Source organism: Klebsiella sp. KE9456 (assembly GCF_043832615.1).
Lineage (GTDB): Bacteria > Pseudomonadota > Gammaproteobacteria > Enterobacterales > Enterobacteriaceae > Klebsiella > Klebsiella indica.
Map to the genome: position 1 here is coordinate 105,055 of NZ_JBDYQK010000004.1, position 21,287 is coordinate 126,341.

At 55.5% G+C, this 21,287-nt stretch carries 18 protein-coding genes and 4 pseudogenes; 9 read left to right on the forward strand and 13 right to left on the reverse strand.

From position 1 onward, the window contains the following. Positions 1-70: 70 nt before the first annotated feature. The 6 genes and pseudogenes from ABK821_RS05485 to ABK821_RS05510 form a co-directional block, all read right to left on the reverse strand. Positions 71-2,371, reverse strand: coding sequence for an FdhF/YdeP family oxidoreductase (locus ABK821_RS05485; RefSeq protein WP_138362372.1), 2,301 nt, complete (start codon positions 2,369-2,371; stop codon positions 71-73). Positions 2,372-2,699: 328 nt separating this feature from the next. Next, a pseudogene (locus ABK821_RS05490) lies at positions 2,700-2,792 on the reverse strand (ibestrophin); the annotation flags it as partial. Between the two features lie 90 nt (positions 2,793-2,882). Further along, a complete protein-coding gene (locus tag ABK821_RS05495) occupies positions 2,883-3,752 on the reverse strand; it encodes an oxygenase MpaB family protein (protein WP_138362373.1) in 870 nt (289 codons plus the stop codon). A gap of 115 nt (positions 3,753-3,867) precedes the next feature. Further along, a complete protein-coding gene (locus ABK821_RS05500; protein ID WP_138362374.1) occupies positions 3,868-4,299 on the reverse strand; it encodes an OsmC family protein in 432 nt (143 codons plus the stop codon). Positions 4,300-4,379: 80 nt separating this feature from the next. Then, positions 4,380-4,859 carry a GNAT family N-acetyltransferase gene (locus tag ABK821_RS05505; RefSeq protein WP_142501988.1) on the reverse strand — a complete coding sequence of 160 codons (480 nt, stop codon included), beginning with the start codon at positions 4,857-4,859 and terminating at the stop codon, positions 4,380-4,382. Continuing rightward, positions 4,834-5,760: a LysR family transcriptional regulator gene (locus tag ABK821_RS05510; protein WP_308563017.1), complete on the reverse strand. Its 927-nt coding sequence runs from the start codon at positions 5,758-5,760 to the stop codon at positions 4,834-4,836. Before ABK821_RS05510 ends, ABK821_RS05505 begins: the two co-directional genes overlap by 26 nt. Positions 5,761-5,873: 113 nt before the next feature. Between ABK821_RS05510 and ABK821_RS05515 the strand changes: the two genes are divergently transcribed. From ABK821_RS05515 to ABK821_RS05530, 4 genes are all read left to right on the forward strand, one after another. Beyond that, a complete protein-coding gene (locus tag ABK821_RS05515) occupies positions 5,874-6,725 on the forward strand; it encodes a Vmh family MBL fold metallo-hydrolase (RefSeq protein ID WP_138362377.1) in 852 nt (283 codons plus the stop codon). Positions 6,726-7,039: 314 nt separating this feature from the next. Next, entirely contained in the window at positions 7,040-7,180 is a 141-nt protein-coding gene (sra, locus tag ABK821_RS05520; protein ID WP_138362378.1) for a stationary-phase-induced ribosome-associated protein, read from the forward strand. A 183-nt stretch (positions 7,181-7,363) separates the two neighbouring features. Then, complete coding sequence (locus tag ABK821_RS05525) at positions 7,364-9,061, forward strand: NAD-dependent malic enzyme (protein WP_138362379.1); 1,698 nt, start codon at positions 7,364-7,366, stop codon at positions 9,059-9,061. Between the two features lie 344 nt (positions 9,062-9,405). Next, the gene (locus ABK821_RS05530; protein WP_343178885.1) at positions 9,406-11,118 is read left to right on the forward strand and encodes an ABC-F family ATP-binding cassette domain-containing protein; all 1,713 of its coding nucleotides are present in this window, start codon (positions 9,406-9,408) and stop codon (positions 11,116-11,118) included. 70 nt (positions 11,119-11,188) lie between these two features. On the opposite strand, the gene ABK821_RS05535 is transcribed toward ABK821_RS05530, so the two are convergent. Further along, on the reverse strand, positions 11,189-11,788 hold the full coding sequence (locus tag ABK821_RS05535; protein WP_142501992.1) for an inorganic diphosphatase: 600 nt from the start codon (positions 11,786-11,788) through the stop codon (positions 11,189-11,191). 308 nt (positions 11,789-12,096) lie between these two features. On the opposite strand from ABK821_RS05535, the gene ABK821_RS05540 reads away from it, so the two are divergent. Continuing rightward, positions 12,097-12,306 (forward strand): YdgH/BhsA/McbA-like domain containing protein, encoded by a 210-nt coding sequence (locus tag ABK821_RS05540; RefSeq protein ID WP_142501993.1) that lies wholly within the window; start codon positions 12,097-12,099, stop codon positions 12,304-12,306. Positions 12,307-12,376: 70 nt separating this feature from the next. Then, positions 12,377-12,568, forward strand: coding sequence for a hypothetical protein (locus ABK821_RS05545; RefSeq protein WP_138362383.1), 192 nt, complete (start codon positions 12,377-12,379; stop codon positions 12,566-12,568). A 140-nt stretch (positions 12,569-12,708) separates the two neighbouring features. Here ABK821_RS05545 and ABK821_RS05550 read toward each other — a convergent pair. Beyond that, positions 12,709-12,843, reverse strand: a pseudogene (locus ABK821_RS05550) (nitronate monooxygenase); the annotation flags it as partial. On the opposite strand from ABK821_RS05550, the pseudogene ABK821_RS05555 reads away from it, so the two are divergent. Continuing rightward, a pseudogene (locus ABK821_RS05555) lies at positions 12,833-13,117 on the forward strand (hypothetical protein); the annotation flags it as partial. The pseudogenes ABK821_RS05550 and ABK821_RS05555 sit on opposite strands and share 11 nt — an antisense overlap. Before the next feature lie 49 nt (positions 13,118-13,166). On the opposite strand, the pseudogene ABK821_RS05560 reads toward ABK821_RS05555, so the two are convergent. Then, positions 13,167-13,508, reverse strand: a pseudogene (locus ABK821_RS05560) (LysE family translocator); the annotation flags it as partial. Positions 13,509-13,915: 407 nt separating this feature from the next. Further along, positions 13,916-14,233 (reverse strand): LysE family transporter, encoded by a 318-nt coding sequence (locus ABK821_RS05565; protein WP_395033840.1) that lies wholly within the window; start codon positions 14,231-14,233, stop codon positions 13,916-13,918. A 206-nt stretch (positions 14,234-14,439) separates the two neighbouring features. On the opposite strand from ABK821_RS05565, the gene ABK821_RS05570 reads away from it, so the two are divergent. Together ABK821_RS05570 and ABK821_RS05575 are read left to right on the forward strand one after the other, a co-directional pair. Then, entirely contained in the window at positions 14,440-14,832 is a 393-nt protein-coding gene (locus ABK821_RS05570; protein WP_142501994.1) for a VOC family protein, read from the forward strand. Positions 14,833-15,133: 301 nt separating this feature from the next. After that, positions 15,134-15,424 carry a hypothetical protein gene (locus ABK821_RS05575; protein ID WP_142501995.1) on the forward strand — a complete coding sequence of 97 codons (291 nt, stop codon included), beginning with the start codon at positions 15,134-15,136 and terminating at the stop codon, positions 15,422-15,424. A gap of 35 nt (positions 15,425-15,459) precedes the next feature. On the opposite strand, the gene ABK821_RS05580 is transcribed toward ABK821_RS05575, so the two are convergent. Genes ABK821_RS05580 through ABK821_RS05590 form a run of 3 tightly spaced genes read right to left on the reverse strand, consistent with a single transcriptional unit; the run spans position 15,460 to position 21,286 of the window. Beyond that, positions 15,460-18,573: an efflux RND transporter permease subunit gene (locus tag ABK821_RS05580; protein ID WP_343179051.1), complete on the reverse strand. Its 3,114-nt coding sequence runs from the start codon at positions 18,571-18,573 to the stop codon at positions 15,460-15,462. After that, the gene (locus tag ABK821_RS05585) at positions 18,570-20,039 is read right to left on the reverse strand and encodes an efflux RND transporter periplasmic adaptor subunit (protein ID WP_142501997.1); all 1,470 of its coding nucleotides are present in this window, start codon (positions 20,037-20,039) and stop codon (positions 18,570-18,572) included. The genes ABK821_RS05580 and ABK821_RS05585 overlap by 4 nt, the downstream gene beginning before the upstream one ends. Continuing rightward, positions 20,039-21,286, reverse strand: a complete 1,248-nt coding sequence (locus ABK821_RS05590) for a TolC family protein (protein ID WP_138362789.1) — start codon at positions 21,284-21,286, stop codon at positions 20,039-20,041. Before ABK821_RS05590 ends, ABK821_RS05585 begins: the two co-directional genes overlap by 1 nt. Position 21,287: the final 1 nt, after the last annotated feature.

Genomic DNA, 21,287 nt, shown 5'->3' on the forward strand with positions numbered 1-21,287 from the left:
GGGGCGGATTTTGTTGGGCGGGCTCTGACACAGAGCCCGCAATGGCAGGCGACATACGCGGAATAACGGCTTAACGAAGCCCCGCCAGCGCGCGGATCTCTTTCGAGCGCAGAGTCAGACGGACAGGGGCCGATTTATAGGAGGGCGTGCCGCTCTCTTTATCAAGATAATCCAGCGGCACCAGCACGTTCGCTTCGGGGTAATAGGCGGCAACAGTGCCCGGTGCGATGCTATAAGCCACCACGGTGATATCCTCCAGCCGCTGGTGATGACCCGGCAGCGCGGAGCTAATATCCACCCGATCGCCATGCTCTAACCCCTGCTCTGCCATATCCTGCTCATTCATAAACAGCACATCACGACGACCAAAAACGCCACGGTAGCGGTCATCCATAGCGTAGATGGTGGTGTTATATTGATCGTGACTGCGCAGTGTCACCAGGCGCATCACATTTTCCCCCTCAACCTGCTGGTTTTCATGGATGCCGTGGAAAACCGAAAACATCGCCTTACCGGTCGGCGTCGGCCAGATACGTTCAGTCGGCGGCAGCGGCATACGAAAGCCCCCGGGATGGCGTATACGCTGGTTGTAATTGTCAAAGCCGGGAATCGTTTGCTCGATCAAATCGCGGATCCTGTCGTAATCCGCGACCAGCGCCAGCCAGTCAATTTTACTCTCAGGCAGCGTCGCCATTGCCATTCCGGCGACAATCGCGGGCTCCGAGCGCAGATGCGGGGAAGCGGGTTTCAGTTTGCCTGATGAAGCGTGAACCATCGACATCGAATCCTCGACGGTAATCGACTGACGCCCCGTCTCCTGGATATCCAGCTCGGTGCGGCCCAGACAGGGCAAAATAAAGGTCTCTTTGGCGACCAGCAAATGCGAACGGTTAAGCTTGGTGCCAATATGTACGCTCAGATCCAGCCCCCGCATTGCCGGAAAGGCCCGTTGGTGATCCGGCATCGCCACCGCAAAGTTACCACCAAGACACAGCAGGGCTTTGGATTCGCCGTCGATCATCGCCTGTAGCGCTTTCACCGCATCGTGACCGTGCGCCTGCGGCGGTTCAAAACCGAACACCCGGCGAAGGTTGGCCAGAAACGGGGCGCCCGGTTTTTCAGTGATGCCCACGGTACGGTTACCCTGCACGTTGGAGTGGCCGCGCAACGGGCAGATCCCGGCGCCGGGCTTACCAATATTTCCGCGCATCAGCAGCAGATCGGCAATCAGGCGCACGTTTGACGTGCCTTTGTTGTGCTGGGTGATACCCATACCGTAGGTAATAATGGTGGCATTCGATTTGGCGTATGCCGCCGCCACCCGCTCAAGATCGTCGCGCGTCAGGCCAGACTCACGTTCAATATCGTGCCAGTGGGTAATTGCAAGATCCTGGGCGAAATCAGCAAAGCCCAGCGTATGTTCGTCGATAAACGCCCGATCCAGCACCCCGCCCTGCTCTTTTTCCATCCGCAGCAACGCTTTCGCGATCCCCTTTAATGCCGCCGCGTCGCCGCCGGCTTTCACCTGAAAATAGGTGGAGGCAATGTTGGTTGAACGGTATGTCGCCATCTCGATGACATTCTGCGGGTCGGCGAAACGCTCCAGCGCACGCTCTTTTAGCGGATTGAAAACGATGATCGGTACGCCGCGGCGCGCCAGCTCATGCAGCGTCCCCATCATTCGCGGGTGGTTGGTGCCAGGGTTGTGCCCGATGGAAATCACCAGTTCGGTCTTGTCAAAGTCATCCAGCGAGACCGTGCCTTTGCCGATACCGATGGACTGCGGCAGGCCGACGCTGGTCGACTCATGGCACATGTTGGAGCAGTCCGGGAAGTTGTTGGTACCCAGTTCACGGGCAAAAAGCTGAAATAAGTAAGCCACTTCATTGGAGGCCCGCCCGGAGGTGTAAAACTCAACCTCATCGGGCTGCAGAGAACGGAGGATTTCGCCGATACGGGTGAATGCCTCTTCCCAGGCAACCGGACGCAGGGTATCGCTCTTTTTATCGTAGGCTAAAGGCCGGGTTAAACGACCGTAACCTTCCAGTTCGAAGTCGCTCTTTTCCAGCAGTGAGGTGACCGTATTGGCAGCCAGAAATTCCGCGGTGACGCGTTTACTGGTGGCTTCCCAGGTCACGGCTTTGGCGCCGTTTTCACAGAACTGAAACGTCGATTTATGCTCTTTATCCGGCCAGGCGCAACCGGGGCAGTCAAATCCATCCGGCTGGTTAGTACGAAGTAGCGTGGACGGTGCATCGAGTACATCCATTTGCGTACGCACGGCAATAGCGGTGGCTTTTAATGCGCCCCAGCCCCCTGCCGGACCATCATAAGGATGGACCCCTGGAACGACGCGTTTTTTACTACTCATGTTAACTCCTGATGTGCTTTCAGCAGCGAATTGCAGGCGATCCGCCGTACTCTCTCTTATCGCCCGCGATCGGCATATCATCCCGTCATACTTCAGGTTGCATGGGCGTGGGCAATAATCTGGACTCACCACTTCCGGGCAACGCAAGTGCTGTTTAAAAACAGCCGCAGCGTTTTGTCCTGCAACTTAAATGATTCAGGGGCGATAACGGGCTTTTTATTAACGAAAGCATAACAATCATGGCCGTCTCTGTATAATCAATGTTGTCTATCATGCATTAGATTTAACTTATTTAACGAATAATAAACATACACAATGGCTAATGACATCAGGTCAGATTGAAGTAGCGATCCGGCTTAAGTTGCTCCGGTAAGGGGGACTGGTCTGTCATATCCAGCAGATTGCGCTCAATAGTATTGCACCGGCGCGCCGACCAGTCGCTTGCACCCACCGAGCGCATGACCGAGTTCAACGACAATGCATCCCCTGAATAATTCACATTACAGGATGGCTAACCGGCACTCATCCGGCGCATTGCACAGTGATACGCGCCGTTACGTACCGACGCGCGCAATATGCGCGCAATGCCATGTACCGCAATCCGCGCGCCATGCCGCCGCGCCGGGCGCATCGGCAAATGAAGCATCTCCTGCGCCCAGGACGGTAACAGGTCAATACCGGCACACATCATGATCCGTCCAACCGGCTGGCTTAACCGGCCTGGCAAGCGCGTCGACAGCAGCAGGTCAGCCACTTCGCGGGTTCGTTCATCACAGCGTAACTGCGGGCGCATATCCTGCAGGTAGTCGGAAACCTGACGGGGAGTGACCGGGATATCACGCGCCCCAAGACGGCGGGCGATCTCCGCGGCTTCCTGATAATACTGCTGCTGACGGGCGGTGCTGACCACAGTGCGTTTATAGCGCAGATGCGAGGCCATAAAGCTGCTGCACTCGGCAACATGGACCCAGGTGAGCAAATCCGGATCGCTGGCCCGATACGGCGTGCCATCTTTGTCCTCGCCGCTCACCCGCAGATGGATCGCCTTCACTTTTGCGATCAGCCGTTCGGCATCAACGACGGTGCCAAAAGTCGTGGCGGAAATAAACTGGCTGGTGCGCCGCAGACGGCCAAAAATATCGTCCCGGAAACGGGAGTGATCCCAGACGCCCGCCAGCGCCAGCGGATGGAGCATCTGTAACAGCAGCGCGCTGACGCCGCCGCACAGCATGGCGGTAAAATCCCCGTGAACCTGCCAGATAGCCGACTGCGGGCCAAACAGCCCCGGTTCGCCTTTGGGATGTTCAAAATCTATCTCTTTCAGCGCCATGCCGGTTAAGCCCAGAACCTGGGATTCGATCATTCCGCGTATGCCGATCATGACTTTACCTGCTCGTTTCGTTGAGCGGCAAAGATAGCATTATTCGCTGCGGGAGGCATTCGCCAACGGTGGCGTTAACCCAGGAAATGCCCGCCGGTAGCGGGCACCAGAGAGGTTAAGGGTTAAGCTGATAGTCGAGGCTTATCTCAGCATTCAGCACCTGTGATACCGGGCAGCCAGCCTTCGCTTTCTGAATAATGCCGTCAAAGACGTCGGCATCAACGCCCGGCAGAACGATTTTGCTCTGTAGCGCAATGTTGGTGATCGCAAAGCCGCCGCCGGATTTATCCAGCGTCACCACCGCCACGGTATCAATAGAAGTGGCGGTATAGCCCTCTTCGCTGAGCATCAGCGAGAGCGCCATAGAGAAACAGGCGGCATGGGCGGCGCCGATAAGCTCTTCCGGATTGGTCCCCTTTACGCCTTCAAAGCGCGTGTTGAAACCATAAGGCTGTTGATTGAGCGCGCCACTCTCGGTAGAGACGGTTCCCTTACCACTTTTCAGATCCCCTTCCCAATGCGCCTGACCTTTCTTATGAATTGCCATTATTCGCTCCTTTTTGACATTAGAAGGTTAAGTATAGAAGCCCTTTACCCCTTTGGACGGCGCACGCTTTTTTCGTCAGTTCAATCCGCTGTGATATTTTTGCTCATATTGACGCCGGTGACGCGGAATCCGGTGGCTTCATAGAGATGACGAGCGCGTTGATTATCCCCGGCAACCCGCAATTTAATTTGCCTGATACCTCTGTTTTTCAGTTCATTCTCAAAGGCAACCATAGTCTGTTTACCCAACCCCTGGCCCTGAACGGTCGGAAAAATATAAAAATCGCAGATAAACGCAGAGCGCGTTGGCTCATCTGGCTTGTACCAGAGATAGCCAATCGGCGTTTCTCTCCCCTCAACATCATTGAGTAAACAGAGAAGAACCTGGCCGCGGGTATTGACGCCAGCGGGTAAAGCCTCCGCGATTTCCTGTTGCGCCTGAGCCAGCGCGGCCGACGATGAAAGGCCATAGTTGGCCGCAATTTCTGCGGCATAATCGGGGAGAAAATAGTCGAGATAAGCCGGGTACTCGTCATTACGCATCGGGCGAAACAAAATCATTGGCGGTTCCTTGTCTTCCGGTAGTTTGAGTCAGCGTCTGCTGAATCGCTTCGAGAAATAGCGGCAATGCGCTCGGGGGATAATCACGTGAGAGATAAACGCCATACACGCCCAGCGCTTTCGGCTGCCAGGCCGGTAACACCCGCTTCAGCGCGCCGCTGTTCAGTGCCCTTTGCGCCTCCAGTTCCGGCAGCATGGCGATGCCGCAACCGGCAACCGCAGCCTCCAGCAGCAGCGAAGAGATCCCGGCGCTAAGATTACCGGACACCGCCACCGCGATCTTGTCGCCAGCAGGATCGGTAAACTGCCAGCTCTGGCTGGCAAAATGGCTATAGTGCAGGCAATTGTGATGCGCCAAATCCTCCGGCGTTCGCAGCGGTCCGTGGTGCTGTAACCAACGCGGCGAGGCGCACAGCACGGAACGGCAGACGCCAAGGCGGCGGGCGATAGCGCCTGGCTCCGGGTTATCGGTAATGCGGATCGCCACGTCGATCCGCTCGCCAATCAGGCTCACCGGATGGTTGTTGATATCCAGTTCAAGACGCAGCTGCGGATAGCGGGCAAGAAAATCCGGTAAGAGCGGTGAGATAAGCTGCATGGCGGTGAAATGGGCGCAGGCAACCCGCAGCGTACCGCTGGGGATCGCCCGTTCGGATTGCCCGGCGATTTCATCCGCGAGTTGCGTCAGCGTTCGCGTCTTTTGCAGCACCTTTTCCCCGGCGGGCGTTAAGGTCAGCTTACGGGTTGAACGATGGATCAGCCGGGTTCCTGCCCACTGCTCCATCTGTTCCAGATAGCGGCTAACCATCGGTCGCGACATCCCCAGCGCGCGCGCGGCGGCGCTTAAACTCCCCAGTTCACAAATACGCATATACACCTGCGCGGCGATCACCCGATCCATTTTCCGTTTCCATCTGCACGTTTTATGAAACTCAGCATCTCTTTTTTCAGGAATTTTCGCAAATCCAGAAATCCGTAAAATAGCGTCTATTCATCTGACGGAGAGAAACCAATATGAAATTATCTGCCCTTGCTATCGCCACCACGCTGTTCAGCACCACACTACTGGCCGCCCCTTTAACGCTGCAAACCTACAATCCGCAGGAGAACGGTATTTTCGCCGTCAACTCCACTCTCGTCTCCGGCCCCCATGAAGCCGTGTTATTTAATGCCCAGTTCAGCAGTAAAGATGGTGACAAACTGGTTGATATGATTAAAAAAAGCGGTAAAAAGCTCACCCGCATCGTCATCACGTCCGGCGATCCTGATTTCTACTTTGGCCTGCAGCCGCTGGTTAAAGCCTTCCCGGATGCAAACGTGGTAGCCACCGCTGAGGTCGTGAAACATATCAATGCCACCAAAGCGGCCAAACTGGCGTACTGGGGCCCACAGATGAAAGACGGCGCGCCGCAACAGATTTACGTTCCACAGGTGATTGCCGCTAACAGCTTCACTATCGATGGCGAAAAAGTCGAGATCCGCCAGCCACAGAATTATGCCGCCTTTGTCTGGATACCGGGGAACAAAGCGATTCTTGGCGGTACCGGCGTCGCGTGGGGGATGCACGTCTGGACAGCGGATACCCAAAGCGTCGCCAGCCGTCAGCAGTGGATCAATACCCTTGACGAGATGGCTGCTCTGCATCCGCAACGGGTGATCCCCGGTCATTATCTCGGCACGCTGCCAGCAGGCGATCGCGCGATTGTCTTTACCCGCGATTATCTGATCCAATTTGAGCAGACGCTCAAAGAGCATAAAGATTCCGCAGACGTCATTAAGGCGATGAAACAGCGCTGGCCGGGGCTCGCGGAAGAGAGTTCGCTGGCGCTGAGCGCAAAAGTGAATACCGGCGAAATGAAGTGGTAATCCCCCGTTAACCAGCAACAATGGATAACCACGGGCTCACGATTCCTGCCGGACGGCGGCTAACGCCAGATCCAGCCTGGCCCGAATTTATCCCGCAGCCCCGTAAGGCGTCAGCCTTCCGGGCAATACGGACGGTTCGTCCGTTACTCCCGTCGAGCGGGCGTTGTTAATCTGTGCTTTCAGCATTGCCAATCCAGGCAAACTGGACCACGATAATTATCACTGCCCCAAAACGGGCGGTGTACTTAGGGTTAAATTTCGTCCGGCGCAGGTCGGGCTTGTCCTTGAAACCGCAACAGGATAAAGGAGTAAGAATGAAATCGAACCATCAGGCACGTCATCTTCTCGGTCTGAACTACAAACTTTCCCGGCAGAAAAAAGTGCTGCTGGAGGGCGATGAAGAAACTACGGTTAACCACGTCCACGCCACCGGGCGCAAACGCCGCGGTGGATAAATTTTCAGCTGAATGATGATAAAAACACCGTCCCTTCCTGCGGATGGTGTTTTTTAATACTATCGCCCGGATATTTACCCTTCTTTGATGTCATCTGCTCTATACTCTGGCCGCTGCAATTTCCTGCCAGCCCCTCGCCTGTCGCCGCGCATGGGCTGAAGCGATCATCAAGGAGTTAGTGCGATGCAATTTACTCATAAGAAAAACCGCTCTCTTTATATCCCATATGCAGGTCCCGTTCTGCTTGAGTTTCCTCTTCTCAACAAAGGCAGCGCCTTCAGTATGGAAGAGCGTAGCAGTTTTAATCTGCTGGGCCTGCTGCCGGAAGTGGTGGAAACCATCGAAGAACAGGCTGAGCGCGCCTGGATCCAGTATCAGGGCTTTAAGACCGAGATCGATAAACACATTTACCTGCGCAACATCCAGGATACCAACGAAACCCTGTTTTATCGCCTGGTCGGCAATCATCTCGACGAAATGATGCCGGTGATTTACACACCCACCGTCGGTGCCGCCTGCGAACGCTTCTCTGAGATCTATCGTCGCGCCCGTGGCGTATTTATCTCCTGGCAGAACCGTAACAACCTCGACGATATCCTGCAAAACGTGCCAAACCATAACGTCAAGGTAATCGTGATGACCGACGGCGAACGCATTCTTGGCCTCGGCGATCAGGGTATTGGCGGGATGGGCATTCCTATCGGTAAATTGTCGCTCTATACCACCTGCGGCGGCATCAGCCCGGCCTACACGTTGCCGATTGTGCTGGATGTCGGCACCAATAATCAGCAACTGCTGGATGACCCGCTGTATATGGGCTGGCGTCATCCGCGCATCACCGACGACGAGTATTACCAGTTTGTTGATGACGTTATCCAGGCGATTAAGGCCCGCTGGCCGGACGTTCTGCTGCAGTTCGAAGACTTCGCGCAAAAAAACGCCATGCCGCTGCTTAACCGCTATCGCCATGAAATTTGCTCATTTAACGATGATATTCAGGGCACCGCTTCAGTAACCGTCGGTACGCTGATTGCCGCCAGCCGCGGCGCGGGCAGCCAGCTAAGCGAGCAGAAAATTGTCTTCCTCGGCGCCGGTTCCGCAGGCTGCGGGATCGCCGAGCAAATCATCGCCCAGATCCAGCGTGAAGGTTTAAGCGAAGAAGAGGCCCGCAAACGCGTGTTTATGGTTGACCGCTTTGGTCTGCTGACCGATGCGATGCCGAACCTGCTGTCGTTCCAGAGCAAACTGGTGCAAAAACGGGAACATCTGCAAGACTGGGACACCACCAATGATGTCCTGTCGTTACTCGACGTCGTGCGTAATGTGAAACCGAATATTCTCATCGGCGTTTCCGGTCAGCCGGGGCTGTTTACCGAAGAGATTATCCGCGAAATGCATAAACACTGCCCGCGTCCGATTGTGATGCCCCTGTCCAACCCGACCTCCCGCGTGGAAGCGACGCCGCAGAATATTCTCAGTTGGACCGACGGCGAAGCGCTGGTCGCCACCGGCAGTCCGTTCGCGCCGGTCACGCTTAAAGGCAAACAGTATCGCATTGCTCAGTGCAATAACTCCTATATCTTCCCGGGGATTGGGCTCGGCGTTATCGCCTCCGGCGCATCCCGCGTGACCGACGAGATGCTGATGGTCGCCAGCGAAACCCTGGCAAAACATTCGCCGCTGGTTAATAACGGTGAAGGGCCGGTCCTGCCTGAGCTCAAGGATATACAGACCGTTTCCCGCGCTATTGCGTTTGCTGTCGGCAAAGTTGCGCAGGAACAAGGCGTGGCGGTGAAAACCTCCGCCGAAGCGCTGTTGCAGGCAATTGCGGATAACTTCTGGCAGCCGGAGTATCGAAACTACCGCCGGACATCAATTTAAGCGGCAGCACGGCCGGGCCTGAGGTTCAGGTCCGGCTTGTTACTTTTCCTCAGTTGTCTCCGTTTCGTTCAGCGCTAGCCAAAACGCCTTTTGCCCTCTACACTGCAGACACCCATCAACCAACTGAATAGAAAAGGAGGATCCCATGCCGTACTGTGAAATGTTTAATTTTTCACATACATTTGGCGATCGCACCTGCTCAAGCGTTATCGGTATCGTGCTGCGATAACTTCGGCTTGAGCGAAGAAACCAACGTCTGAATCCCTTCCCTCGGGCTTACCGGGTTATCGTCAGCGATGTTTGACGAGGCGTTTTTACGCCTGTAACTCTTGAGTAAGTTCACAATGAGCACATTACTAACTGCGCAATCTCTCCATGCTGATACGGCGTTTGGCCCGCTGTTCACCGATCTCTCTTTTACCCTGAAAAAAGGCGACCGCATTGGCCTTATCGGCTATAACGGCTGCGGCAAAAGCACGCTATTACAGGTGCTGGACGGCACTATCGTTCCCACTTCCGGCTGCGTGTCGCTGGCAAACCACTGCCTGATGGCGCGAGTTGAGCAGCATCTGCCGGATACGCTGTTAGCGCAGCCTCTGCTTCAGGCGGTGCTGGCAAAACTTCCCGCCATTGACCGAGAGCACCAGCGCTGGCAGGCAGAGAGATTACTGGCGGAGACGGGGTTTAGGTCAGCGGAGATTGTGCAGCAAGCGTCAACCCTGAGCGGTGGTCAGCATACCCGACTGTTGCTTGCCAGAGCGCTGATCCAGCAACCGGATCTCCTGCTGCTCGATGAACCGGGAAATCACCTCGACCTGCCGACCCTGTTGTGGCTGGAGAGCTTCCTGCAAACCTGGCAGGGGAGTTTCGTTCTGGTATCGCATGATAATACATTACTGGATGCGGTAACTAACTGCAGTTGGATCCTGCGTGACAGAACCCTGCACGCCTTCTCCCTGCCCTGCAGCGCCGCCCGCCGGGCGCTGGAAGTACAGGACGCCAGCGACGCGCTGCGCCATAAAGCGGAGCAAAAAGAGATCGACCGTGTTACCGCCAGCGCCAAACGGCTGGCTATCTGGGGGCGGACGTATGATAACGAAGATCTCTCGCGCAAGGCCCGGCAAATGGAAAAGCAGGTACAACGCCTGAAGGAGAGCCAGACCGATCTCACCGTCGGAACGCCATGGCGGCTGGTGCTGCACGGCGACGCGCTGCGGGCGGACCGCTTGCTGGAGTTGGAGCAGCTCACCGTGCCACCGGCGCCGGGTCTGCCCGCCCTGTTCACCGCTAGTCTGATGCGCCTGAAAAGCGGCGATCGGGTGGCGGTTATGGGCCGTAACGGTTGCGGTAAATCCTCGCTACTGCGTTTGCTGTGGCGGCAAATGCAACAGGAGAAGGCGGATAACGGGTTGCGTCTGCACCCGCGACTGAAGGCGGGTTATTACGACCAGACCCTGCGCCAACTGGCGGATGGCGACACACTTCTCGACGCGCTGGAATCCTTTGAACCGGCAGCGGAAACGCGCAAGCGGGCGCTGATCGCCGCCGGGTTTACCTGGTCGCGTCACGGGCAAAAAGTCGGCACCTTAAGCGGCGGCGAACGTTCGCGTCTGCTATTCGTCGGTCTGTCGCTGGCCCGCTATAGCCTGCTGCTACTGGATGAGCCAACCAACCATTTGGATATGGATGGCAAAGCGGCGCTGGCGGCCACGCTGCGTGATTACCCCGGCGGCCTGCTGCTGGTGAGTCACGATCGCGAACTGATCGACATGAGCTGCAATCGCTTCTGGTTGATTGATGAGCACGGGCTGAACGAATGGCATAGCGCCGAGGAGGTCTATGATGTTTTGCGAAACCGCAATTCTCTTCCGGCGAGGCAACCCTGGCCGGTAATCACCAGTGAGCCGGTCGTGGATCATGATGCGCTGCTGGAGCGGTTGCTGACGCTTGAGCAACTGCTGGCCGACGATCTCGCCCGCAAGCTAAAGCATCAAAAACCGCAGCGACAGGCGCAGTGGCGTGAAGAGATTGCAGCCATCAACGCGCTGTTAAGTTAAATGTCGTTCCCGGCGGGGATATCCGCGCCGGGAACGCATTCGCCCCGGTCGTGGGCCTGTTTTTTTTAATCTATTGCGGATTTTTCTCTTTCCAGGCATCCCATGCCGCTTTAATTTCCTGCTTCGCCGTGGCGGCATCGTTGAAACCGTCCAGCTCAACTTTTTTACGGCCATCCGGCAGCTGTTTATAAACGCGGAAGAAGGCCTGCAGACGCTCCTGCTCAATCTTCGGCAGATCGCTGATATTTTTGATGTCGTCGTAGGTCGGGTCAATTTTACTTGCCGGAACGGCAATGATTTTGTCGTCCTTCTCGCCGCCGTCAATCATCTTTAGTACGCCAATGGCGCGCAGTTTGATTAGCGTCCCTGGGGCCATTGGCGCACGGGTATAAAACACCACATCCAGCGGATCGCCATCGCCAGCCAGAGATTGAGTCAGTGAACCGTAGTTAGCCGGATAGGCCACCGGCATCGACTGAAAACGATCGGCAATCAGAAAGCCGGTTTTGGCGTCGGTTTCATATTTGATAATGCCGCCCGCCGGGATTTCAGTCACGGCGTAAAACTCTTCCGGATTGTTTTTCGGCTGCGGGAAGTCCAGTACGTTCTGTGCCTGGGCGGCTGCGGAAAGCAGAAGCCCTGCGGTAAGGATAGTTTTTACCAGATGCATTGTATTATCGCTCTATTGTTATAAGAAATTGAAAACCAAAACGATAAAGGGAACGGATGAATTAAATATGACGATAATATTTCACTAAGGTGATGGCGAAATCCGGGCACTTACCTCCGTCGCCCTTCTGTTCCGCTACGCGATGAGTCCGGTGTATAACAATCATTTTCTGCCTGCATAATTTATTCAAATTTTATGAACAATATCCGCAAATTGTTTCGATTTTAATCAGCGAATGGTCGGCATATTATTTATCACATCGGGGCAAAAACGCTCCTCTACACACAAAATGCTTAAGGAATACGACCATGAAATCCATCAAAATTTTCGTTTCAGTTGCCGCTCTCTCAATGATCTCCTTCGGTTCTTTTGCCCAAAGCATCAGCGCCAGCGCTGCAACACTGGACCGCGCAGAAGCGAAAATTGCCGCCCAGGCAGCCAAACAAGATTCGTCCTACAAAATTACCAGCGCTCAGTTCAATAACCGCGTGCATATGACCGCTGAACTGACTAAATAAAATTAACACATCGCCGGGCCGCCAAAAGAGACAGTCGACAACGACAGCACGATGAGAGAAGGAACAAAACATGAAAAATATCAGCGTGATGATCACCGCACTGCTTTTGGCTGCTTCGCTTTCGTCCGGTGTGGTGGCCGCAGAACATAGTTTTACTCAACCAGAAGCGGGGGCAAATATTGATACCTCGGTGCATCAAAATCATATTGATGTCAGCCATGCTTTTGATAAAGAGAGTCTGACGGCAAATAATCTTCAGTAAGACAGTACATGGCGCGAGCGGAAATATCCGTTGGCGCCTGTTTTTCCTGCCCTTTCCCCACCCATTATCCGCCGGTGATTCCCTTATTCAAAATTCGCAAAAAGCAGTCGTTCAAGGCTATAAAAGAAAAGAACGTCACGTTACTCTATAAACCCGCATTCTTTAATCAAAGTTCGTATCAGCTCAGCCGCAGGAAGCTCGCGAATAAGATTAACTCCCTGTCCTGCCCAGTGAGCGCCATACTGGTAATCCCCCTGAATGCTTGCCGCGCTGGCCTGCGTCGCCTCCGGTGGCTACGCCTGCCTGCTGCCTCAAAGCGTACTCGACACTCTGTATCTGCCTCCGGGAAACCAGGTGCAGCCGGTTGGACAGGCGATCACGCAACTTATCTGGCGTAAAGACTATTCCTCTCCGGCTCTGAATCAAATGCGCCAGCTCCTTGAATCAGCGTCCGATCTTGATGCGCTACCGGGTGCCAGAACCAGCAGCATGATCGACACCACGATTAACGCGGGATTGAACGATACCAGATGCTTAGCTGAACAGTGAATATGACGCGGGGTACTGCTGAGTCCTGGACATTCATGTCCGGGATATTTTATCGGTGGCTGAAAGCCAGTCTGGCGGCAAACAGCATAAAGAGACCGCCGGTCGCGCGATCCATCCATTGAACGAAGGTCGGTGTTTTCAATAACCGAGCGGCATAGCGACTGACCAGAATGAGCGTTAACGACCAGAGCGTACCGATCAAAACATGAATGGCGACCAGCAGAAATGTCCAGACCATTGGAGAATGGCCTGCCGGGATAAACTGCAGCAGGAAAGAGACATAAAAGATGCCCATCTTCGGATTCAGCACATTTCCCAGCATCCCTTTTAAAAACCCGTTGCCGGCAGGCGCCGCCGCTATTTTCTGACGATTAAAATGACGACGGGGTCTGTAATGCTTGTCAGTTAAGGGCTGTCAGTTGCGTTTATGGCTGGCTGAGCGGTTCTGTCAATCGGTGGTTTAAACGAAAATCTGATTCGGTTGATTCACTAACTGAGCTGATACGGGCTGAAATATAAAGGATATAACTTTTTTTATGACTTTCAGCCTCTGAAAAGCCCCTGACGAATAACGGACTCACCGCATGGGGGTTGGGCGCATCAAGGAAACCTGGCGGGAACGCAGGCGCGCATCCAGGACTGGCCGCCAGGACGGCGGCCAGAGGGCGGGTCGAGACAGGGACGTCGAGTCCCGCCCGGTCCGCCAGATGAAGCCGGAGTGGAGCGGACCGCGCAGCGGCAGGTTTTCAGCGCAATGCCGGGGGTGCAGGGGGACGGGCGAAACGTCCCCCTGCCCGTTCACACGCTGTGGATATAACGAATATCCGCGAATTTATCGTGAACGGAACAGACCACGGAATCTGAATGGGCGAAAACGAAAAATGCGTCATGCTCGCCAGAACCACCGATAATGCAATTGCCACAGGAAAATAAAACAAAAGACAACACCGATGATTTGCTTAAGTAAACGGCATTACGACGGGGTCTGAGTATTAATTGACTACCCAGCCAGCATAAGTAGACGGCTCCGCAGCACTTCAGCAAGTCATACGCCAGCTCCGATGCCGCCAGCAACGCCCCGAGACCAAAAGCGACCGCCGCCCCCAGATAAAACACCCTGTATCAATCCCCAGTGCCGCCTGAAAGACTTTTTTCCGCCTTCCGCGGTGGATGTGCGCAAAATTAATGAGTATCAAGGCCTGGGGTAAGCGTCAGCAGAAGCGCGGCAAAAGAACAGGCAAGAATAAAGGCTCTTCGCGACAAATGACTGCCGCAAAAACAGATACAGTCATTTGACCAACCCTTTATCAATACAGGTTATTATGACATTTAACCATATGCGCATCGCAAGGCCGGTCTCCGATCTTGCACTGAGTAGTAAAATGTACTGCGAAGGCCTTGGCCTGGCGCAGATAGCGAGTTTTTCCGATCATGACGGCTTTAGCGGTGTGATGGTCGGGCACCGGGATACTGGCTGGCATCTGGAGTTCACCCTCTGCCATCATCATCCGCTCACGCCCTCACCCGGCGCGGAGGATTTACTGGTGCTCTATTACCCGCAAGCCGCAGCATGGCAGGAGCAGTGCGGAAAAATGCTGACCGCCGGTTTCATACTGGTCAGCGCGTTTAATCCGTACTGGAATGTGAACGGCAAAACCTTTGTCGATCACGATGGTTATCGCGTGGTGCTGCAAAACAGACGCTGGATACTCTAAATCGGCTACACCACTTATCGATGTATTGATTATCGCGCTAACCGGCTGGTGTTATATCGAGTTCGTGAATTTACCTGCAATAACGTGCTGGTTTACTGCGGCGCTGAGGAATATGCGTCGAGCGATGTCTGACGCAAATGTTGGCAAAAAACTAATCAATATTTGACTGCAATTCGGCTTCCATGCCACCATCGCGTCAGCGCCCGGCAAAGAGGCGCGATGGTGGTACGGGTGAATATCAGAGATCGTATGATTTAAGGTCCATGCCCGTCCGCAACCTGATCTGGCGGGAAATAAAAACATGCACCAAAGTTTTAATCAGCGCGTCCATTTTTATTACTGCGTTTTGGTCGCACTGAAAATATATACAAAATCGAAAAAATCGGGTGGCGTCCGGGGGAAAAATAATTTCCTGCTGAAATGGCTGCGCAAAGCTCAGGACAACAATATCTTCCACCCGGATATTACCAGTGAGATCGAATGGTTACGCGGCAAAATTATTCAGGCTGGCTATGATACCGATCTTGAGCCGATGCTGGATTTTGTTTACGCCACCGCTAAACGCGCGGAAGATCTTAAAAACGCCGAATAATTTACACCCGGGCCGTCTGACCCGGATGTCCGGTATTAGCGTTTTTTACGGTGCGTCAGGCGGTAAACCGCCGGGATCACCAGCATCGACAGTAACGGCGCGGTAATCATCCCGCCGATCATCGGCGCGGCAATACGCTGCATCACCTCTGAGCCGGTACCGCCTCCCCACATAATCGGCAGCAGTCCGGCCATAATTGTCGCCACGGTCATCACTTTCGGACGGACACGCAGCACCGCCCCTTCATGGATCGCTTCGTTGAGGCTTTGGTCATCAAGCTGGCCGTGTCGTTTGGCGATTGCCTGATTTAAATAGAGCACCATAATCACCCCGAACTCCGCCGCCACGCCCGCAAGGGCAATAAAGCCGACGGCTGCCGCTACCGACAGATTGTAGCCCAGCAACCACAGCAGCCAGACGCCGCCGATCAGTGAAAACGGCAAGGTGCCCATGATCAACAGCGCGTCTTTAACCTTACTGAAGGTGACGTAAAGCAGGATAAAAATAATCATCAGGGTAAATGGCAGCACGATTTTCAGCTTCGCCGTGGCGCGCTCCAGATACTCATACTGCCCGGACCAGGTCAGCGAGACGCCTTCGGGCAGCGTGAGCTGCTTGCTGACGTTACTCTGCATCTCGTCAACGGCGGATTTCAGATCGCGCCCGCGAATATCGACGTAGATCCAGTCCGACAGGCGGGCATTTTCGCTTTTCAGCATCGGCGGTCCATCAGTGATGGCGATATCCGCCAGTTCAGAGAGCGCCGCCTGCGCCCCGCCACGCGTTACCACCGGCAAATCGCGCAGCTTTTGCAGCGAGTCGCGGATTTCACGCGGATAGCGGACGCTTATTGGATAGCGTTCGCGCCCCTCAATGGTCTCACCGATGTTATCGCCGCCCACGACGCTGGCGACCACCGACTGTAGCTCCTTCACCGATACGCCATAACGTGCCGCCTTCACCCGGTCAATATTGATATCAATATAACGACCACCGTCGAGGCGTTCGGCCAGCGCCGATGTCACCCCCGGCACGTTACGCACGATGCGTTCGATTTCCTCGGCGGTTTTTTCAATTTCCGCAAGATTATTGCCGTTCACTTTGATGCCTACCGGGCTTTTAATGCCGGTCGCCAGCATATCCAGGCGGTTACGAATCGGCGGAACCCAGACGTTGGCGATTCCCGGAACCTTCACCGTATTGTCCAGCTCGCTGATAAGCTTATCCATGGTCATGCCGGGCCGCCATTCACTTTTGGGCCTTAACCGGATGGTGGTTTCCAGCATGGTCAGCGGCGCCGGATCGGTGGCGCTATCCGCCCGTCCGGCCTTGCCGAACACGCTTTGCACTTCTGGAATGGTCTTAATCAGACGGTCAGTCTGTTGCAGCAGGCGTCCGGCTTCACGGCTGGAGATCCCCGGCAGCGTCGAGGGCATATATAACAGATCGCCCTCATCAATTTGCGGCAGAAACTCGCTGCCAAGCCGGGACAGCGGCCATAGCGTGGCAACCAGCAGCAGCCCGGCCACCGTCAGCGTCACTTTCGGCCACTGCAACACCTTGTCCAGCAGCGGCTCATAGGCGCGGATCAGCCAGCGGTTAAGCGGATTGGCGGTTTCATCAGGGATTTTGCCGCGAATGAAATACCCCATCAGCACCGGAACCAGCGTGATCCCCAGCCCTGCAGCCACCGCCATCGACCAGGTTTTGGTGAACGCCAGCGGTGCGAACATCTTGCCTTCCTGCGCCTCAAGGGTGAATACCGGAATAAACGACAGGGTGATAATCAACAGACTGCAAAACAACGCAGGCCCCACTTCCGATGCCGCGCGCTGAGCTATCTGCCAGTAATCGGCGGAAGATGGCTGGCGTTCGGCATGATCGTGCCGCCACTGCTCCAGTACCTTATGCATATTTTCAATCATCACGATTGCCGCATCGACCATCGCCCCGATGGCTATCGCAATGCCGCCAAGCGACATCATATTGGCGCTGACGCCCTGATAGTGCATGACAATAAACGCGCCGAGGATCCCCAGCGGCAGCGTGATCATCGCCACCAGCGCGCTGCGGAAGTGGAACAAAAATAGCGAGCAAACCAGCGCAACGACGATAAACTCTTCAATAAGCTTATGAGTCAGGGTTTCGACCGAATTTTTAATCAGCTGCGATCGGTCATAGACCGGGACAATCTCTACTCCTGCGGGCAGGCTTTTTTTCACCTCCGCCAGTTTGGCCTTCACCGCATTAATGGTGGTCAGGGCGTTTTTGCCCGAGCGCATAATGATAATCCCGCCCGCCACTTCGCCTTCGCCATTCAGCTCGGCGACCCCGCGACGTATCGCCGGGCCGCGGCGCACGCTGGCGACGTCGGAAAGCAGCACCGGCACGCCGTTGCGCGAAGCGATTACCACCTGATTGAAATCATCAATAGACTTCAGGTAGCCGGTGGTGCGCACCATATATTCCGCTTCGCCCATTTCCAGCACTGAACCGCCTCCTTCCTGGTTGGCGCTCTGGATCGCGCTAATGACCTGTTCATGGGTGACATTCAGCGCCCGCAGCCGATCGGGATTGAGGATCACCTGATACACTTTCACCATCCCGCCAACACTGGCAACTTCCGAAACATCCGGCACAGTTTTCAGTTCATATTTAATGATCCAGTCCTGAATTGCCCGCAAATCGCCCAGACTATGCTGACCGCTTTTATCGGTGAGCACATATTCAAACACCCAACCTACACCGGTGGCGTCCGGCCCCAGCGATGCTTTCGCTTCCGGCGGCAGACTGCTCTGGATTTGGCTTAAATATTCCAGTACCCGGGAGCGCGCCCAGTACGGGTCGGTCCCGTCATCGAACAGTATGTAAACGTAAGAATCGCCAAACATGGAAAAACCGCGCACGGTTTTCGCCCCCGGCACTGACAGCATGGTGGTGGTCAGCGGATAGGTCACCTGGTCTTCCACAATTTGCGGCGCTTTACCCGGATAGCTAACGCGAATGATCACCTGGGTATCGGAGAGATCGGGCAAAGCATCCAGCGGCGCGCGCTGGAGCGACCAGACGCCCCATGCCGCCATAATAAACGCCGCCAACAGTACCAGCAGGCGATTGCGCAATGACCAACGGATAACGGCGGCAATCATAGCGACTCCTTAGCGCCGCTCATCGGCATTATTGTCGTGATTCGCGCCCCGTCATCGGTAAGGGCAAAGCTAAACATAACCGACTCGCCGGGGCGGATTTGTTGGCGCTGCTGCGGCGTAATAGCGAAATCCATGGTCATTGCCGGCCATTTCAGTTCGGCGACCGGCTGATGCTCAATGGTCACCGTCTCACCGTTCAGCGCTTTGATAACGCCATGCGTTGAGTAGTTTTTTCTCTCTTCGCTCTGCCCGGAAAGCTGTGGCAACGCGCTGCGCAGACTGGCTTCGGAGTCAATCAGGAACTGACCGGAGGTGACCACTTTCTGTCCCTCTGCAAGACCGGATTTAATCTCAACCAGACCATTCTGCGTACGCCCGGCGATCACTTCCACCGGTCGGAAATGCCCCTCGCCGTCGGCGATCAGCACCCGATTGCTGGCACCCGTAACGATCAGCGCCTCTTCAGGAATAGTCAGAACCGCACTCCCCTGAGTCTCATCAACCAACTGGATGTTTACATACATTCCCGGTTTGAGCCGATGCTGCGGATTAGTGAGGACCACGCGGGCTTTCAGCGTGCGGGTGCTGGTCTCAAGGTCAGGAAGCAGTTCACTCACCGTTCCCTGAAAGGTGGTGCCAGGCCAGCTGCGGGTGGTCGCCGTCACCTGACTTCCAACGTGCAGCAAGCTGGCCTGGTTTTCTGGATAATCAATCACTATCCATACCGGATCGAGGCTGGCCAGCTCGAACAGCGGCTGCGTTGCCGTCACCTGCGCGCCAGTACGGACATCAAGCTTGCTGATATACCCCTCATGCGGCGCACGAACGGTCATGCGGGTTTGCGGCTTGCCGCTGCGCTCGACGCTGCGGATAATCGCTTCCGGCATAAACTGCAGCTGCAGGCGGCCACGTGCGGCGGCAGTCAGCCCGCGATCGCCAAGCTGTCTCACCGCCAGATACTCCTGCTGGGCTGCCGCCCACTGGGGAATCCACAGTTCCGCCAGCGCCTCGTTCTTTTTAACAAACTGCTGAGAGGCGTTGACGTGGAGTTTCTCAATCAGGCCTGTGGCCAACGCCGGAACCGTCTCAACGCTGCGCTCATCAATGGCGACCGTCCCGAAGGCATTTAGCTTCGGCGCCAGCGGCTGGCGGGAAACGTTAGCCGTGCGCACCCCAAGATTTTGCTGCACACGGGCGCTGATTCGCACCCCACCGGCGTCATCCCCCTCGCCTTCATCGGCATAGCGCGGGACCAGATCCATATCCATAAACGGTGATTTTCCCGGTTTATCAAACCGCGTGCCGGGGCTCATCGGATCGTACCAGTACAGCACTTTACGTTCCGCCGGGTTGTGCGGCTTCTCAACGGATGACATCGACACGTTACGCGAGCCCAGCCAGTATCCACCCGTTATGGCAAGAATGACGGCCAGCGCCACAAAAAAAAGAACAGATTTAAGCTTCATTATTTAACATCCTGCGGAATAAGGTAGCGAATGGCGGCCCACGCATTAGCGAGCGCTTTCTCAGCATTATTACTGGCGATCTCGCCGTTAAGCAGATCACGCCGGGCCGAGAGCAGTTCCATCAGCCCACCGCCGCCAGCCCGATAGCGGGCGTTGACGAGGCTCACTTTTTTGCGCAGCAGCGGCAAAATGTCGTTTTGCTGGCGGTCATAAATGGCTTTCGCGGCATGGTATTGCGAGATCAACTGATACTGCTGCGCCTGGTGTTCGCGCACCAGCAGGGTCAACCGATCATTGGCTTCATAGGTGCGGGAGACATCGGCGGCGTGATCTTTGTCCTGGCGTTTACCCTGAAAAACAGGCAGGTCGACGGTAAACATCACACCGACCATATCGTCGTAATCGTCCCCGCGCCTGGCGTAATAGACCTCGACCCCGACATCGGGGATCGCCGCCACGGCGGACTGCCCCGACTTCGCTTTTGCCAGATCGGCTTCTCGCGCCGCCTGAATCACTTCCGGATGGAGCTTAACGCCTTCAAGCAAGGTGGCCTCATCGGCAGGCAATCGCTCGATACGCGGTAGCGGGCCGGAGATATCGCGGACATCCTTGCCGGTAAGCTGCATTAACCGCGCCTGAGCAATCTGCACGTCGCGACGGACGTTATCCTGCTCATTTCTCATGGCGTTCAGCGCCAGTTGAACGTCCAGCACGCTACCGGGCGTGACGCTGTCGCTGCTGACGCCCGCTTTTTGCACCCCGATTTGTCGGGACGTCTCGCTAATCAGTGCCTGAACCGAACGCAGCGACTTCTGCGCCACCGCCAGATCCAGCCACGCCTGAGCGGTTTCCCGCTGAAGTCTCGCGCGAATAACATCCGCATTGGCGACTGCTCGCCGCGCCTCGGCGGTTATCGAGTCGGCTTTACGCTCGCGCTTGGTGCTGCTGATGTATTCCTGCATTATGCCGACCTTTTCCATGGTCATGCCCTCGCGGGTCAGACGACGACCGTTGTTTCCGCCGATCGGGACATTCTCAATCCCCAGTTTCAGCTTCGGATCGGGCAGTTGCAGAGCGGAATCCGCCCTGTTTTTTAATGCGTTAACCTGATAATCGTTGGCGGAAAGTTCGGCGGAATAACTTTCCGCCGCCGATAAGGCTTCTGTCAGCGTCGTCGCTTGCCCGCCGGTTGATATCAGCAACAGCAGAAGTGGCAGCCCCAGGGCCGCCTTATTTAAGATGTGCATA